This is a genomic window from Methylobacterium oxalidis (assembly GCF_007992195.1).
GTDB classification, from domain to species: Bacteria; Pseudomonadota; Alphaproteobacteria; order Rhizobiales; family Beijerinckiaceae; genus Methylobacterium; species Methylobacterium oxalidis.
In genome coordinates this window covers 1-15,574 of the sequence record NZ_BJZU01000156.1, presented here as the reverse complement: position 1 = coordinate 15,574, position 15,574 = coordinate 1, and the positions used below count along the sequence as shown (strand labels likewise).

At 72.7% G+C, this 15,574-nt stretch carries 14 protein-coding genes; 8 read left to right on the top strand and 6 right to left on the bottom strand.

From position 1 onward, the window contains the following. Nucleotides 1-63 precede the first annotated feature (63 nt). Together MOX02_RS27165 and MOX02_RS27160 are read right to left on the bottom strand one after the other, a co-directional pair. Nucleotides 64-1,140, bottom strand: coding sequence for an ABC transporter ATP-binding protein (locus tag MOX02_RS27165; protein WP_147028925.1), 1,077 nt, complete (start codon nucleotides 1,138-1,140; stop codon nucleotides 64-66). A 4-nt stretch (nucleotides 1,141-1,144) separates the two neighbouring features. Then, nucleotides 1,145-1,831, bottom strand: a complete 687-nt coding sequence (locus MOX02_RS27160; RefSeq protein WP_147028924.1) for a Crp/Fnr family transcriptional regulator — start codon at nucleotides 1,829-1,831, stop codon at nucleotides 1,145-1,147. Nucleotides 1,832-2,234: 403 nt separating this feature from the next. Here MOX02_RS27160 and MOX02_RS27155 point away from each other — a divergent pair, with 403 nt between their 5' ends. After that, entirely contained in the window at nucleotides 2,235-3,110 is an 876-nt protein-coding gene (locus MOX02_RS27155; protein ID WP_238179698.1) for a UDP-3-O-acyl-N-acetylglucosamine deacetylase, read from the top strand. Between the two features lie 260 nt (nucleotides 3,111-3,370). Here MOX02_RS27155 and MOX02_RS27150 read toward each other — a convergent pair whose 3' ends face one another. Further along, complete coding sequence (locus MOX02_RS27150) at nucleotides 3,371-3,868, bottom strand: hypothetical protein (protein WP_147028922.1); 498 nt, start codon at nucleotides 3,866-3,868, stop codon at nucleotides 3,371-3,373. A 280-nt stretch (nucleotides 3,869-4,148) separates the two neighbouring features. Between MOX02_RS27150 and MOX02_RS27145 the strand changes: the two genes are divergently transcribed. Next, the gene (locus tag MOX02_RS27145; RefSeq protein WP_147028921.1) at nucleotides 4,149-6,014 is read left to right on the top strand and encodes an ABC-F family ATP-binding cassette domain-containing protein; all 1,866 of its coding nucleotides are present in this window, start codon (nucleotides 4,149-4,151) and stop codon (nucleotides 6,012-6,014) included. A gap of 15 nt (nucleotides 6,015-6,029) precedes the next feature. Here MOX02_RS27145 and MOX02_RS27140 read toward each other — a convergent pair whose 3' ends face one another. After that, on the bottom strand, nucleotides 6,030-6,974 hold the full coding sequence (locus MOX02_RS27140; protein WP_147028920.1) for a ParB N-terminal domain-containing protein: 945 nt from the start codon (nucleotides 6,972-6,974) through the stop codon (nucleotides 6,030-6,032). 216 nt (nucleotides 6,975-7,190) lie between these two features. On the opposite strand from MOX02_RS27140, the gene MOX02_RS27135 reads away from it, so the two are divergent. Then, the gene (locus MOX02_RS27135) at nucleotides 7,191-8,252 is read left to right on the top strand and encodes an alpha/beta fold hydrolase (protein WP_147028919.1); all 1,062 of its coding nucleotides are present in this window, start codon (nucleotides 7,191-7,193) and stop codon (nucleotides 8,250-8,252) included. A 16-nt stretch (nucleotides 8,253-8,268) separates the two neighbouring features. On the opposite strand, the gene MOX02_RS27130 is transcribed toward MOX02_RS27135, so the two are convergent. Continuing rightward, complete coding sequence (locus MOX02_RS27130; RefSeq protein ID WP_147028918.1) at nucleotides 8,269-9,363, bottom strand: hypothetical protein; 1,095 nt, start codon at nucleotides 9,361-9,363, stop codon at nucleotides 8,269-8,271. Nucleotides 9,364-9,499: 136 nt separating this feature from the next. On the opposite strand from MOX02_RS27130, the gene MOX02_RS27125 reads away from it, so the two are divergent. The 4 genes from MOX02_RS27125 to MOX02_RS27110 are packed head-to-tail and all read left to right on the top strand — an operon-like array spanning nucleotide 9,500 to nucleotide 13,605. Further along, nucleotides 9,500-9,934, top strand: coding sequence for a GlcG/HbpS family heme-binding protein (locus MOX02_RS27125; protein WP_147028917.1), 435 nt, complete (start codon nucleotides 9,500-9,502; stop codon nucleotides 9,932-9,934). A 5-nt stretch (nucleotides 9,935-9,939) separates the two neighbouring features. Continuing rightward, nucleotides 9,940-11,535 (top strand): peptide ABC transporter substrate-binding protein, encoded by a 1,596-nt coding sequence (locus MOX02_RS27120; RefSeq protein ID WP_147028916.1) that lies wholly within the window; start codon nucleotides 9,940-9,942, stop codon nucleotides 11,533-11,535. Nucleotides 11,536-11,554: 19 nt separating this feature from the next. After that, complete coding sequence (locus tag MOX02_RS27115) at nucleotides 11,555-12,478, top strand: ABC transporter permease (RefSeq protein ID WP_147028915.1); 924 nt, start codon at nucleotides 11,555-11,557, stop codon at nucleotides 12,476-12,478. A 17-nt stretch (nucleotides 12,479-12,495) separates the two neighbouring features. After that, nucleotides 12,496-13,605: an ABC transporter permease gene (locus MOX02_RS27110; RefSeq protein WP_147028927.1), complete on the top strand. Its 1,110-nt coding sequence runs from the start codon at nucleotides 12,496-12,498 to the stop codon at nucleotides 13,603-13,605. A 19-nt stretch (nucleotides 13,606-13,624) separates the two neighbouring features. Here MOX02_RS27110 and MOX02_RS27105 read toward each other — a convergent pair whose 3' ends face one another. Then, nucleotides 13,625-13,918: a hypothetical protein gene (locus tag MOX02_RS27105; protein ID WP_238179689.1), complete on the bottom strand. Its 294-nt coding sequence runs from the start codon at nucleotides 13,916-13,918 to the stop codon at nucleotides 13,625-13,627. Nucleotides 13,919-14,034: 116 nt separating this feature from the next. Here MOX02_RS27105 and MOX02_RS27100 point away from each other — a divergent pair, with 116 nt between their 5' ends. Beyond that, the gene (locus tag MOX02_RS27100; protein ID WP_147028914.1) at nucleotides 14,035-15,513 is read left to right on the top strand and encodes an MFS transporter; all 1,479 of its coding nucleotides are present in this window, start codon (nucleotides 14,035-14,037) and stop codon (nucleotides 15,511-15,513) included. Nucleotides 15,514-15,574: the final 61 nt, after the last annotated feature.

Sequence of the window (15,574 nt, the reverse complement as noted above, 5' to 3'; positions counted from 1 at the left end):
GCACCAGCGCGGCGAGCCAACCCGCCCGCAGGGGCCGGCGGCGCGGGTCTCCGCTCTCCGGCATCACGGCGCGAGCACCCGGGCGGCCTCGGGCGGGATGACGAGGCGGACCGCCGCGCCGGGGCTCGGCCCGGGATCGGCCGAGACGGGGCCCGTGACGCGCAGGAGCGTTCCGTCCCGCATCCGCACCTGCCGCCGGATCCGGTCGCCGAGATAGGTCTGATCCGCAACGACACCCTCCGGGCCCTGCCCCGACCCTGGCAGCAGCGCGACGCGCTCCGGGCGCACGGCCACCACCACCGGCGCGCCGGGATCGAGCGACGCCTCCGGGGCGGCGGCGGCGAGCGGGCCGAAGCCGGTCTCGACCGTGACGCGCCCTCCCCCCTCGGATCCGGCGAGGCGCCCCTCGATCAGGTTCACGTCGCCGAGGAGTCCGGCTACGTACCGGCTCGCCGGGCGCTCGTAGAGATCGGCCGCCCCGCCCGTCTGGACGAGCCGCCCGCGATCCATCACGCCGATCCGGTCGGCCAGGGTCATGGCCTCGGCGGCGTCGTGCGTGACGACGACGAAGGCGGTGGAGAGCCGCCGCTGCAGGGCGCGCAGCTCGCCCTGCGTCTCCTCGCGCAGCGCCCGGTCGAGGGCGCCGAGGGGCTCGTCGAGGAGGAGCACCCGCGGCTCGCGCGCCAGCGCCCGGGCGAGCGCCACGCGCTGGCGCTGGCCACCGGAGAGCCTGTCGGGCCGCCGCTCGGCGAAACCGTCGAGGCGCACGAGGCGCAGGAGGGCTGCGACGCGCTCGGCGATCTGCGCCCGGCCGAGCCCGAGCCCCTGCAGGCCGTAGGCCACGTTCCGCGCGACGCTCATGTGCGGGAACAGGGCGTAGGACTGGAACATCATGTTCACCGGCCGCCGGTGCGGCGGCAGGCCGGTGACGTCGGCCCCGTCGATCAGGATGCGCCCCGCATCCGGGCTCTCGAAGCCTGCGACGAGCCGCAGAAGGGTGCTCTTGCCGCAGCCGGAAGGGCCGAGCAGGCAGAGGAAGGCGCCGGGCTCGAGGTCGAGGGAGACGTCGTCGACGGCCCTGTGGGCGCCGAAGGTCTTGCTGACCCGGTCGATGCGGATGAGGGGCTCGGGGCGCTGCAAAGCGCTAGCCGTCCTCGCGCAGGGCCTCGGCGACCCGCGCCTCCAGGAGATCCGGCCGGCGGATCACGAGGGCGCCGCGGGTGCGGTCGACGAGACCCTCGCTCGCCATCACCGTGAACTCGCGCGTCACCTGCTCGCGGCGGCAGCCGATCCGGGCGGCGAGGACGTGGTGGTAGGGCGGCGGCGTCACCACCCGCTCCTCGCCGTGGCCGGCGCGCGGCACCGAGAGGCGCAGCAACTCGGCGTAGAGCCGGTGGCGCAGGTCGAGGAGCGCGTGCTCCATGAGCCGCGTGTTCAGCTCGCGCACGCGCTTCGTCAGCAGCCGGAACAGGCGGTCGGCGATCGCCTCGGAGGCGAACACGATCTGCCGGAACACGGGGGCCGGCACCACGCAGACCTCGCCGCGGGTCAGCGCCGTGACGTTGGCCGAGCGGCCGATCCCGTCTAGGGCCGAGAGCTCGCCGAAGAAGGCACCCGCCCGCATCTCGCCGAGGATGACCTCCTTGCCCGATTGCGAGCGGTTGAGGATCCGGACCTCGCCGGCCGCCAGGAAGTACACGTCGGTCGAGACGTCGTCGTAGTCGACCAGCACCTCGTTCTCGTCGAAGCGGCGCCAGTGGCAGCGCGTCTCGAAGGGGCCGAGCTCGATGCCCGGTTCCTTGAAGAACGGTATGGTCCCCAGCCGCCCCATGTTCGAAAGCCCCCAGGATGCCGACCGGGATCGCGGCGCGGGCTGCCCGGTCCGTCCCTGCCGTGTCCGTCCCTGCCGCCGTCGTCGCGCCTCGCCCGCCGAAGGCCGGACCCGCGGTTGAACCGGAAAGACGAAATCGTCAAGCTCGGCCGGAGCTTGCCGGCCGTCCCGGGACCGGTCAAGTCGGCGCCTCGCGATGGGCGTGGATGGCGGCGGGCGCGGCGCGAACGGGCATCGCCTGCGAAGTGATAACGAAGCTTTGACTTTGCTTCCGGGCGCACGCCCGGCAAACCGGCTGCCCGGCCAGCCGCGGCGGCGGCCGGTCCGCGGGTCCCGCGCTCCTCCCGTCGCGCCGACCGCCATGCCGACCACCGCCCCCCTCCCCCGACCTACCGAATCCGGCTTGGAGGCCGAACCCGCACCGCTGCAGGCGACGCTGGCCTCGGCCTTCGCCCGCACCGGGCGGGGCCTGCACACGGGGCGGCGTGCCACGGTGCGGGTGATCCCGGCCGAGGCCGGAACGGGCATCCTGTTCTGCCGGAGGATGCCGGACGGGACGAGCGCGAGCGTGCGGGCGCTCTGGCAGTATCAGGTGCCCCAGCCCCTCTGCACGGCGCTGCAGACGCCGGAGGGGCCGCTCGTGCGCACGGTCGAGCACCTGCTGGCGGCGCTCAGCGCCTTCGCGATCGACAACGCGCGGGTGGAGATCGACGCCGAGGAGTTGCCGATCTTCGACGGCAGCGCCCTGCCCTGGTGCGCGGCGATCCGGGAGGCGGGCCGCGTCGCGCTCGCCGCCCCCCGCAGCCGCATCCGCGTGCGCCGGCTCGTGGAGGTCCGTGACGGACGCCGCGCGCTCAGCATCGCACCGGCCGATGCGCTCAGCGTCGAGGCACGACTCGTCCTCGCCCATCTCGGCGAGATGCGCTGGACGGGCACGATCAGCCCCGAGACGTTCGAGGGCGCACTCGCGCCCGCGCGCAGTTTCGGGCGGCTCAAATGGGCCCTGCCCCTGAAGCTCTACGCCTTCACGACAGGCCGGCCGATCCTGCGGGGAGCGGACTTCTCCAGCACGGCGGCGATCGTCGGCAGCCGCGTCGTCGGAGGGATGCGGGGCCCCGCGGAACCCGTTCGCCACCGCGTCCTCGATCTCATCGGCGACCTGTCGCTCGCCGGAGGGCCGATCCTGGGACACGTGCGGGCAGCCCATACCGGCCACACGCTGAACCACGCCCTCGTGGCGAAGCTGATGCGAGACCCGAGCGCCTGGGAGCTGGTCTGAGCCGGTCCTGCCGGAGGTAAGCCTGCCGGCGTCAGGATTCGTAGCGGCCGATCAGCCAGCGCTCGATCGCGGCGCGCAGGGCCGCGAGCCAGCCGCTGCTCCGGCGGATGCCGGCGAGTGCCTCGATATATGCCATCGTCCGGGACCGTGGGCACGCCGTGCGGCGCGCCTTGAGGGAGCCCCCCCGGCGAGCCGCGGCGCGAACGGCGCGCGGCCGGCTCCTTATGACCCGGCCGGCTCCCTGGCCGCAAGCCGAGCCTTCAGCGGCGTGAGGATTTCTGGCCGGGCGTCCGGAAGTCGCCTTTCCAGCTGCCGGTGAAGTCCGTCTTCGAGCTGTAGGCCACGTCGAACGTGCCGCTGCCCTTGATGCCGGCGAGCTCGCCCGTCGCCTCGCTCGTCTTGAAGGTGCCGCGCCCTGTCACCCGGCCCTGCGCGTCCGTGGTGACCGTTCCCTTGTAGGCGCTGCTCGAGGTGCCGGTGGGCGTGATGAAGGTGATGGTGCCCTCCACCGGACCCTGCCCGTTCGTCAGCGAGACGATCTCGTTCCACTGCACCTTGGCGCCGTCGAGGGGCGTGCCGGGTCCCGCGTTCAGGCCGGTGGCGGTCTGCTGGACCCGGACCTGGTTGGGGCCGAGCATCTGCGGAACCTGATTGTCGACGCGTCCGCTGTAGCTGCCGCCCATCGGCATGGCGAGAGCGGGACCTGCGAGAGCGAGCGCGACGGACACGATGATTGCAGTCGGCGCGTGCGAAGACATTGGCGTCTCCTCGGAACGTTTGTATTGTTCTGTGTTGCGGCTCCATTGTCGAGCCAATTCGAGATGTGCGCCGATCGAATGGCCGCGTCAATTCGATCAGTTCTGATTATCGGGAAGCGTTTGCTGCCGCACCGTCACGGGTCGGCAGCGGGTGGTTTAGAGATCTTCTCGCGGTCGCGGCGGATGCTTGGAGCGCAGGGCCTTCCTGCCCTCCCCGGCTGCGAACCGGACGGCGTCGCGAAGCTTGCCTCCGCGCCCGGCTCTCGCCAGAACGCGCGCCATGCTCCGCGTCAACGACCTCACCTACCGTATCGGCGAGCGCCTCATCCTCGACCGCGCCACCTTCGCGATCCCAGACGGGGCGCGCGTCGGGCTCGTCGGGCGAAACGGGGCCGGCAAGACCACCCTGTTCCGGGCGATCCTCGGAGAGTTGCCGACGGATGGCGGCACAATCGGGCTGCCGAAGGGCATGCGCGTCGGCGCCGTCGCCCAGGAGGCGCCGGCCGGCCCGGAGACGCTGCACGCCGTCGTGCTCGCGGCCGACACCGAGCGGACCCGCCTGATCGCGGAGGCCGAGACCGCGGAGGGCCTGCGCCGGGCCGAGATCGAGACGCGACTCGTCGATATCGGCGCGCACGCGGCGCCGGCCCGCGCCGCGGCGATCCTGCACGGGCTCGGATTCGACGCGGCTGCGCAGGGCCGGCCGTGCTCGGACTTCTCCGGCGGCTGGCGCATGCGCGTGGCGCTCGCCGCCGTCCTGTTCGCCGAGCCCGACCTCCTGCTTCTCGACGAGCCCACGAACTATCTCGATATCGAGGGCACGCTCTGGCTCTACGACTATCTGGAGCGATACCCGCGCACCGCCGTCATCATCAGCCACGACCGCGACCTGCTCGACACCTGCGTCGACCACATCCTCCATCTCGACCGGGGCCAGCTCACGCTCTGGCGGGGCGGCTACACCGCGTTCGCCCGCCAACTCGCCGAGAAGCGGATGCTGCAGGCCAAGGCGCGGGCGAAGCAGGAGGCCGAGCGCGCGCATCTCCAGAGCTTCATCGACCGCTTCAAGGCCAAGGCCACCAAGGCGCGCCAAGCCCAGTCCCGCATGAAGCGGCTCGCCAAGATGGAGCCGATCGCGGCGTTGATCGAGGACGAGATGCCGGTGATCCACCTGCCGAGCCCGGAGCGGCCGCTCTCGCCGCCGATCGTGGCGATGGAGCGGGCGCAGGCGGGCTACCCGGACCGGATCGTGCTCTCGGGCCTTAACCTCAGCCTCGCCCCGGACGACCGGGTGGTGCTGCTCGGGGCGAACGGCAACGGCAAGTCGACCTTCTGCAAGCTCGTCGGCGGCCGCCTGCCGCCGCTCGGCGGCGAGGTCCGGCGCTCCTCGAAGATGGAGGTCGCCTATTTCGCGCAGCACCAGCTCGACGAGCTGAACCCGGCCGAGAGCGCCTACGCTCACGTCCGCTCGCGGATGCCGGACATGCCGGAGGCGAAGGTGCGCGCGGCGACCGCCCGCCTCGGCTTCCCGGCCGCGAAGGCCGACACGCCGGTCTCGCAGCTCTCGGGCGGCGAGAAGGCCCGCCTGCTGATGGGGCTCGCCGCCTTCAACGGTCCGCACCTGCTGATCCTCGACGAGCCGACGAACCACCTCGACATCGAGAGCCGGCAGGCGCTCGTCGAGGCGATCAACGACTACGAGGGGGCGGTGATCCTCGTCAGCCACGACCGCTTCCTGATCGAGGCCTGCGCCGACCGGCTCTGGCTCGTCTCGAACGGCTCGGTGAAGAGCTTCGACGGGGACATGGACGATTACCGCCGCCTCGTCCTCGCCGGCCCCGAACGGGAGGAGAGCCGGTCCGAGCCGAGCGGCGGCCAGAAGGCGGTGGAGCGCCGCTCCAACGCCGAGCGGCGGGTGGCGCTGGCGCCCTTGCGCAAGCGGCTCGACGGGATCGAGGCGCGGATGGGCAAGCTCTCGGAGGCCATCACCAAGATCGACGCGGCGCTCGCCGACGGCACCGCGTTCCAGGCGAACGCCGCCAAGGCCGGCGACCTCGCCCGGATGCGCGCCGAGGCCGCCACCGCCCTCGCCGCGGCGGAGGAGGAGTGGCTGAACCTCAGCGCCGAGATCGAGACGGCGGGCTGATCCGATCGGCCGCCGTCACGGCAGCGGCACTGCGGCGAGGACCGGCACCAGCGGGGCCAGCACTGCGCCGAGGCAGGCGGAGAGGTGGCGCAGGCCCTGCGCGATCGCGCGGGCCGGCGGCAGGCCGGTGCGGCCGATCCAGCCGCGGAGCCACTCGGCGTGGACGAGCCGCACCTGAACGGGCACCCGGGGCAGCCCAAGCCGCTGCGCGATGGCGGTCCGGTGATGGCCTCCGCAGAGGCGCAGCAGGGTGCCGTCCGCGTCGACCGCCACGCCGATGTCGCGCTCCAGCCGCTCCGCCTTGCGGCTGCGCACCCGCGACCCGAAGAAGGCGCGGGCGGTCTGCCGGTCGACCTCGGTTCTGGGGCGGAAGCCCTCCTGCTCGATGCTGCGGCGCAGGGCGTCGTAATGTGCGAAATAGGCCGCGATCGTCGCCCCGTCGGCGAGGCTCACCCCGTTGCGCACCGCCGGCGCGCCTGATTCCGCCCGGGCCAGCAAGGCGGCGAACGCCGCGGACTCCTCGATCCGGCCCGGCGCGGAGAACAGCGCTTCGATCTCCGCCGTGACCTCCGAGGCGGAGAGCGGCATCAGCGCCCGGCTCCAGTCGCCCCGGTCGAGGAACCAGTGCGAGAGCCGCGTCCGCTCGGCCACGCCGCTGACGACATCGAGCAACTGATGCGAGAGACGGGCCGGATCCGCCAAGATCCGCAGATCATCCGCGAAGATCCGCTCGGCGAACTCGACCCGGACGGCGCGCTGCGACAGGCCGGCCTCGATCCGGTCGAAAGCGCGGGCGAAGCAGGCTTCCAGCCGAGGCCCCGGCCGGAGCAGGGGCGCGGTCGCCACGGCGAGCTTGCGGCCGAGCGGCATGGCCGGCACGGCGCGGATCTCCGCGACGTCGATGAGGGGCGTGTATCGCGGCCTGCCGGCGAGGGCCGCACTCGGGAACGCGTCTGTCATGGACCGATGCGGTACGCACTCGAACACCCCTACCCGGGTCAGAGTGGGGAACGGTATCCGGCAAAGCAAGGCGACCCCGGCCGCGGATTGCAACCTTTTGCAACCGTTGCGTGCCGAGCACAGAGCGCGACCGGCCGGCTTCGCCACCGAAGCGTCGCTGCGGACGCAACGCCGCCCAGCCTCTCACGTTGTCGCCGGCAGATGCGAGGTGTCCCGATGCAGCGCCGACCCCACAGTTTCCTCCCGCACCTCGCCGGCCGCGCGGCGCGCGGCCTCGGGCTCGCCCTTGTCGGCGGAGCGGCGGGCTGGATCGCCTACAGCCGGTTCGGCATTGACCACCGGCAGCCCCTGCCGCCGGCCCTGCCGGGGCGGCTGCAGCGGCTGCGCACGGCTGCGGGGGCCGTGAACCTCTACGACGACGGGCTGGAGAGCGGCGTGCCGCTCCTGCTGATCCACTCCGTGAACGCCGCGGCGAGCGCCTACGAGGTGCGCCCGCTCTACAGGCACTACGCGCGCTCGCGGCCGGTCTACGCCCTCGACCTGCCGGGCTTCGGGTTCTCCGAGCGGCGGCGCCAGGTCTACACGCCGGGCGTGATGGTCGAGGCGATCCACGCGGTCGCTGCGGAGATCCGGCGGCGGCACGGCGCCGTGCGGATCGACGCCATCGCCCTCTCGCTGTCGGCGGAGTACCTCGCGCGGGCGGCGCTGGAACGGGCGCAGGACTACCGGAGCCTCGGCCTTATCAGCCCGACCGGGTTCGACGCCCGTCTCTCGGGCCGCGGGCCGCTCGGCGGCAACCGCGGCAACGACACCGCCCGCGCCGCCCTCGACCTGCCGCCGTGGGGCCGCCCGATCTTCGACGCCCTGACGAGCCGACCGAGCATGCGCTATTTCCTGGAGAAGACCTTCGGCTCGCGCGACATCGACGAGGGGCTGCTCGCCTACGGCTACGCCGCCGCTCACCAGCCGGGCGCCGAGCACGCGCCCTTCTCCTTCCTCGCCGGGCATCTTTTCCCGACGGACGCGACCCGGCTCTACGACGCGCTCTGGCTGCCGGTCTGGATGATCCACGGGACCCGGGGCGACTTCGTGGACTACCGCTACGCCGACGCCTTCCGGGACCGTCCGAACTGGACGATCGAGACCCTTCCGACCGGCGCTTTCCCGCATTTCGAGCGATTGAACGCGGTCACGCGCAGCTACGACCTGTTCCTGGAGGATCTCGGTGGCGCCCACATGCCGGATCCCGCCAGCAGGCGAGCTCCGGCCGAGGTCTGAGTCTGTTCCTTCCCGGTTACGGCACCCGCCAGCGCGAGTAGCCGACGAGGCGGGCGAGGCCGGCGACGCCCGCCTCGGAGAGGTCGGCGGGGATCCGGCGCCAGGAGGGCGGCGTCACGAGTCCGAAATGGCTGATCGCCTCGGCGACGAGGCTCTCGATCTGCCCCTCCGTCTCCGGTGGGATCGGCCGCGTCGCGAGCTCGTTCGGCGGTCTCTCCGGGGCCGGCCGCACGACGTCGGCCCAGGGAAGTCCCCAGACGGCCCGCGCGAAACGCTCGTTCGAGGCGCCGTAGACCGCCTCGACGCGATCCCGCATCTCCGGAGCATCGCCCCGCAGCGGCTCCGGATCGAGTCCCCGGCTCCAGGCGGCGTCGTCGAGGAAGTGCCCGACGAAACGCGGATGCATCGGCACCTGCCGATGCGCCCGCATGCGCCGCAGCCGGCGGGAGGCCTCGGCGACCACCGGCCCCGAGCTGCGGTTCGTGACGAAGCGGTACGCTTCAGGTCCGCAGAGCGAGCCGATCCTGTCCGCGAGGCCGAGGTCGCGGAACATCCGTTCGAGGAGCGGCGTCTCGGAGCGGACGTCGCGCAGGGGAATGCCGGTGACGCGCCCGTCCGCGGCCAGGCGCCAGGGCTCCAGCAGGGCGTGGTAGGCGTAGCGGCCCGAGCCGCAGAGGGCGCGGGCGTAGGCGCGGAACGGACGCGTCTCCTGGATGAGCTGGATGCGGTGCGCGTAGGTCGAGTTCATCTGCTCGATGACGGGCTTGACCACCATCGCGACCTCGAGGGCGTATCCGTTCCGCTGGAAGACCTCGCGCAACGCCTCGGGCGCGCCGAGCGACGGCTTCTGGATCGCGAAATCCTCGTAGGAGATGAGCACCGTGTCGGCCGGCGTCTCGGTCAGCACCTCCGACAGGCGGGCGAGGCTCCACCGCCGCTCGGAGGCCGGGCGACGCCCATCCAGCGCCTCGCCGAGGGGCTGGTGGTTGACCGCCGACCCCGCGCGCGAGCCCGGCGGCGACAGGTCCGGGTAGAGGATGCCGGCCTCGGCGAGGCGCGGCCGCAGGTTCGTCAGCACCGCCTGGAACGAGGTGGACCCCGTCCGCGGCATTCCGATATGGATGATCCCCCGACGCATCGTGACTGCCGTGCTCTCCCCGTTCCCGGCGTTTGCCTCAACCAGAAGCTGCTCTCTAGACGATAACTCGATCTCTGGTCGACGCAGCCCGCCACCCGTGAGACCCCGAATGACCGATCTCAGCCTCGCCGCCGCCCGCACCATCGTCGACACGGCGCTGGCGACCGCCCGCTCCCGCGGTCTCAAGCCTCTGGCGGTGATCGTCTATGACGCGCGCGGGTCTCTGAAATGTGTCCAGGTGGAGGACGGCGCGTCCCTCCGCCGGGCGGAGATCGCGCTCGCCAAGGCGAACGGCGCGCTGGCCCTCGGCCTCGGCTCCCGCGCCATCGCCAAGCGCGCCGAGGAGCAGCCGCATTTCGTGGCCGCGGTGAGCCACGTGGTCGGGCCGGCTGCCCTGGTGCCCGTTCCGGGCGGCGTGCTGATCCGCGAGGGCGAGCGGGTGGTGGGCGCGGTCGGCGTCTCGGGCGACACCTCCGACAACGACGAGATCTGTGCGGTCGCCGGCATCGAGGCGGCGGGCCTCCGGGCCGATACCGGCGCCTGACGCCGATGCGCCCGCGCCGCAGGGACTGCCTCGCGGGCGCGGCCGCCCTCCTCGCCGGGCTCGGGCCCGGCCGCGCGGCAGAGCCCGGCCTCTACCGGCGCGGCAACGACGCCGACCCCGAGACCCTGGACCCGCACAAGTCCTCGACGGTGGCCGAGGCGCACATCCTGCGCGACCTCTACGAGGGGCTTCTCACCTACGACAACCGCGGCGCCATCATCCCCGGCGCGGCCGAGAGCTGGACCCTCTCCGAGGACGCCCGCACCTACACCTTCGCCCTACGTCCCGACGGGCGCTGGTCGAACGGCGACCCGGTCGTCGCCGAGGATTTCGTGTTCTCACTGCGGCGGATCCTCAGCCCCGCCACGGCCGCGAAGTACGCCGAGGTTCTGTATCCCCTCCGCAACGCCGCCGCGGTGAACCGGGGCGCGCTGCCTGTCGAGGCCCTCGGCGTCTCGGCGCCCGATGCGCGCACCGTGGTCGTCGCCCTGGAGCAGCCGACCCCCTACCTCCTCGAACTCCTGACCCACCAGACCTCGATCCCCGTCCACCGGGCGAGCGTCGAGCGCTTCGGCGACACCTTCACGCGGCCCGGCAACAGCGTCTCGAACGGGCCCTACCGCCTGCGCGACATGGTGCCGAACGACCGTATCACTCTCGAGGCGAACCCGCATTTCCGCGACGCGGCGCGTCTCGCGATCCCCCGCGTCGCCTTCATCCCGACGCCGGATCTCGCGAGCGCCGTGCGGCGCTTCGCGGCCGGCGAGGTGGATTCCCTCGCGGATCTGCCGGGGGACCAGATGGCCTCCTTGAAGCGGCGCTTCGGCCCGCAGGTGGTGCTCGGGCCCGCGCTCGGCCTGTACGCCCTGGCCGTGAACACCCGGAAGGCGCCCTTCGACGATCCGCGCCTGCGCCGCGCGCTCTCGCTCGTGATCGACCGGGAGTTCCTCGCCGCCGCCGTCTGGGGCGAGACCATGGCGCCCGCCTACTCCCTCTGCCCGGCCGGCCTCGACAACTACGGCACGCCGCCCGAGACGCCGGGGCGCGAGGCCCTGCCCATCGACAACGAGGAGGAGGCCCGCCGCCTGCTCGCCGAGGCGGGGTTCGGCCCTGGCCGCACGCCGCTCCGGATCGAGTACCGCTTCAACACGACCGACAACAACCGCAACACGGCCATCGCCGTCGCCGAGATGTGGCGGGGCCTCGGGATCGAGACCCGCTTCGTCTACACCGACGCCAAGACCCACTTCGCCCACCTGCGGGACGGCGGGGACTTCGACGTGGCGCGGATGTCCTGGATCGCCGACTATTCCGACCCGCAGAACTTCCTCTTCCTCCTCGCCTCCGGCAACGACGGCATGAATGCGGGCCGATTCAGTGACGCCGCGTACGACCGCCTCCTCGCCGAGGCTGCGGCCGAGCGCGACCTCGCGCGCCGGGCGGGGCTCCTCGCGCGCGCGGAGGGCATCCTGATGCGGGATCTGCCCTGGATCCCCCTCATGCACTACCGCTCGAAGGCGCTGATCGCCCCGCGCCTGCACGGCTACCATCCGAACCTGCGCAACACCGCGCCCACCCGCTTCCTCAGGCTCGACGCGTGAAGCGGCGTCGACAGCCCGCATGATCGGCTACGCCCTCCGCCGGCTCGCCCAGGCCGTCCCCACGCTGCTCGTCGTCGTGACCCTGAGCTTCTTCCTCATGCGGCTCGCGCCGGGCGGCCCGTTCGACCTGGAGCGGCCGTTGCCGCCCGCCGCCCTTGAGAACCTGCGCCGCGTCTACGGCCTCGACCAGCCCCTGCCCGTCCAGTACCTCGGCTACCTTGCCGCGCTGGCGCGCGGCGATCTCGGCCCCTCCTTCTCCTTCCGGGACCTCACGGTCGCCGACCTGATCGCCCGTGGCCTCCCGGTCTCGGCGACGCTCGGCAGCCTCGCCCTCTTCCTCGCCCTCGCCCTCGGGATCGGCCTCGGCAGCCTCGCGGCCCTCAGCCGGGGTGGGGTCGCGGACCGGGTCGTCGGGCTGCTGGCCGCCGCGAGCCTGTCGCTGCCGGGCTTCGTCGTCGCGCCTCTGCTGCAGATCCTGTTCGGCCTCACCCTGCGCTGGCTGCCGCTCGGCGGCTGGGACGGGGGCGCCCCGTCCCATCTCGTCCTGCCGGTGATCACCCTCGCCCTGCCGCAGATCGGCGCCATCGCCCGGCTGACCCGCACCTCGCTCGCCGGGACCCTCGCGCTGCCGCACGTCCGGACCCAGCGGGCGATGGGCCTCGGCCGCGCACGCGTGCTCGCCCACGCGTTGCGCGGTGCGCTTCTGCCCGTTGTCGCGATCCTCGGGCCGCTGGCGGCGGCGCTGCTGACCGGCTCGGTGGTCGTCGAGACGATCTTCGGCCTGCCCGGCATCGGCCGCTACTTCGTCGACGGCGCGCTCAACCGCGACTACACGCTGGTGATGGGCACCGTCGTCCTCGTCGCCGCGCTGGTGATCCTGTTCAACCTCGCGGCCGACCTCGTCTCGGCCCTGCTCGACCCGCGCCTGAGGCTCGGGCGGTGAGCGGGACGGGCGCCCCGATCCCGGCCGCCGCGCCCCGGCGGCTCGCGCCGGGACGCCTCGCGCTCGGGCGCCTTGCCCGGAACCGGGGCGCGATCGGCGCCCTCGCGCTCCTCGGCCTGATCGCGCTCGCCTGTCTCGTCGGCCCCTTCCTCACCGGACACGCGCCGGAGCGGAGCTACCCGGACCTGCGACAGCTGCCTCCGGGCCTCGCCGCGCAGCCGGGGCCGGAGCGCCTGCGCCCGGCCCTCGACCGCCTCGCCTTCCGGATGCGGGCCGAAGTGGCGGAAGCCGAACGGGAGGGCGCTACGTTGCGCCTCGTTCTCCGGGCGGAGCGGCCGGTCGATCCGCGCTCCCTCGTCTACCTGCCCCGCTCCGACCTGTTCGGGGAGCCGCGCATTCTCGCACGGGAGGAGGACGGACGCCGGCTCGTGGTCGAGGTGCCGGTGCGGCGCCTGCACTTCCTCCTCGGGACCGACGTGCACGGGCGCGACCTCCTCACGCGCAGCCTCGTGGCGGGCCGGGTCTCGCTGCTGATCGGGCTCACGGCGACCCTCGTCGCACTCCTCGTCGGCGTCGCCTACGGGGCGGTCTCGGGGTTCGCGGGCGGTGCGACGGACGCGGTGATGATGCGCCTCGTGGACATCCTCTACGCCCTGCCGTTCGTGTTCTTCGTGATGGTGATGGTCGTGTTCTTCGGCGCGAGCCTCGCGCTGATCCTCCTCGCGGTCGGCGCCGTCGAGTGGCTCGACATGGCCCGCATCGTCCGTGCCGAGACCCTGGCGCTGCGCCGCCGCGACTTCGTGCGGGCGGCCGAGGCGCTGGGACTGTCGGCCTTCGCCATCCTGCGCCGCCACATCGTGCCGAACGCCCTCGGGCCGATCGTGGTGGCGGCGACGCTGCTCGTGCCGCGGGTGATCCTGCTCGAGAGTTTCCTGTCCTTCCTCGGCCTCGGCGTGCAGGAGCCGGCCACGAGCTGGGGCGTGCTGGTCGCGGAAGGATCGCGGGCGATCGAGTCGGCGCCCTGGATGCTCGCCGGACCCGCGAGCTTCCTCGTCGCGACCCTCGTGGCGCTGAACCTCTTGGGCGACGGCCTCGCCGACGCTCTCGATCCGCGGCGCGATGCCTGAGACCGGGCCGCCGGCCGCCTCAGCGCGCCTCGACCAGGGCCGGGTAGACCATCCGGACATTGCGCCGCGCCTCCGGGATGCCGGTGGCGGGACGGTCCCGCGTGCTCGCGTCCGGCCGCACGACGGCGAGGCTCACCTGCGTCGGGCGCAGGCTCCAGACCTCGGCTCCGCTCAGGCTGACCGGCGGCCGCTCTCGCCCGAGCGTTCCGTCCGCGCCCTGCGTCGGCGCGGCCGCGAGGCCGACGAGCGTCGTCGTGGCGAGGAGGGCGAGCCGCAGGCAGGGATGGAGAGGTGAGGGCTTGTGTGAGGTCATGGGAGGCGCAGCCGTTCGAGCGCCCTAGATGATCCCCGCAGCGGTGAAGCCCCGATCGCGCGAATCCGATTCGCACAGGCTCGCCAACAGAGATCGCGAGGGAGGGTAAACGGTCGATGGCGAGCCGAGCGGAGGGGAAGGCCGGCGCCCAGGCGCCCGAGCGTGTGCCGATGGGCACGGTCATCGACACCGATATCTCCGCCCGCCTCGACCGGCTGCCCTGGGGACGCTTCCACGTCCTCGTCATCGTGGCGCTGGGCATCACCTGGGTGCTCGACGGGCTGGAGGTGACGCTGGCGGGCTCCCTCGTCGGCGCGCTCCGCCAGCCCCCGATGTCCTTCTCGGAGTTCGACGTCGGGCTCGCCGCGAGTTCCTACCTCGTCGGCGCCGTGACGGGAGCCCTCGGCTTCGGATGGCTCACCGACCGGATCGGGCGCAAGAAGCTGTTCTTCATCACCCTCGCCCTCTACCTCGCGGCGACCGCCGCGACGGGACTGTCCTGGGATATCTGGAGCTTCTGCCTGTTCCGCTTCCTCACGGGCGCGGGAATCGGCGGCGAGTACACGGCGATCAACTCGACCATCCAGGAGCTCGTCCCGGCGCGGGTGCGCGGCTGGACCGACCTCGTGATCAACGGATCGTTCTGGATCGGGGCTGCGCTCGGATCCTTCCTGTCGATCGTGGCGCTCCGCCCCGGGCTGATCGACCCGGCCTGGGGTTGGCGCGTCGCCTTCTTCGTCGGCGGCGGCATCGGCCTCGTGATCCTGCTCCTGCGCAGCTGGATCCCCGAGAGCCCGCGCTGGCTCGTGACGCACGGCTACGTGGCGGAGGCCGACCGGGTGGTCACGGGGATCGAGAAGCGCTTCACGGACCAGGGCATCACCTTGCCGCCGCCGGACGAGAGCAAGCGCCTCAGGCTGAAGACGCGCAGCCACACGCCGCTCTCCGAGGTGTTCGGGGCGATGTTCCACACGAGCCGGCGCCAGACATTCGTCGGGCTGGCGCTGATGATCGCGCAGGCCTTCTTCTACAACGCCCTGTTCTTCACCTACGCGCTGGTGCTGGAGCGGTTCTACGGCGTGCCGGGCGACCATGTGGGCTGGTATCTCCTGCCCTTCGCGCTCGGCTCCTTCCTGGGCCCGCTCGTCCTCGGACGGCTGTTCGACACCGTCGGACGGCGCCCGATGATCGCCTTCACCTACGGCATCTCGGCCCTGCTCCTCGCCGGCGCGGGCTACCTGTTCCAGATCGGCGTGTTCGGCCCCATCGGGCAGACGGCGGTGTGGATGGTGGTGTTCTTCTTCGCGTCCGCCGCCGCCTCCTCGGCCTACCTGACGGTGGCCGAAACCTTCCCGCTGGAGATCCGGGCGCTCGCCATCGCGGCCTTCTACGCCATCGGCACCGGGATCGGCGGGGTCTCGGGCCCGCTTCTGTTCGGGACCCTGGTCGAGACCGGCTCGCGGGAGATGGTCCTCGTCGGCTACCTGATCGGCGCCGCGCTGATGGCGGTCGCCGCGATCGTCGGAGGCCGCTACGGGACGGCCGCGGAGGGCAAGTCGCTGGAAGCGGTCTCGAAGCCGCTCGCGGCCGCGTGAGTGCGACGGCGAGCCGTGACGTGCGGCCGGTTCGATACGGCGGCGATTCTGGCCTCAGTCC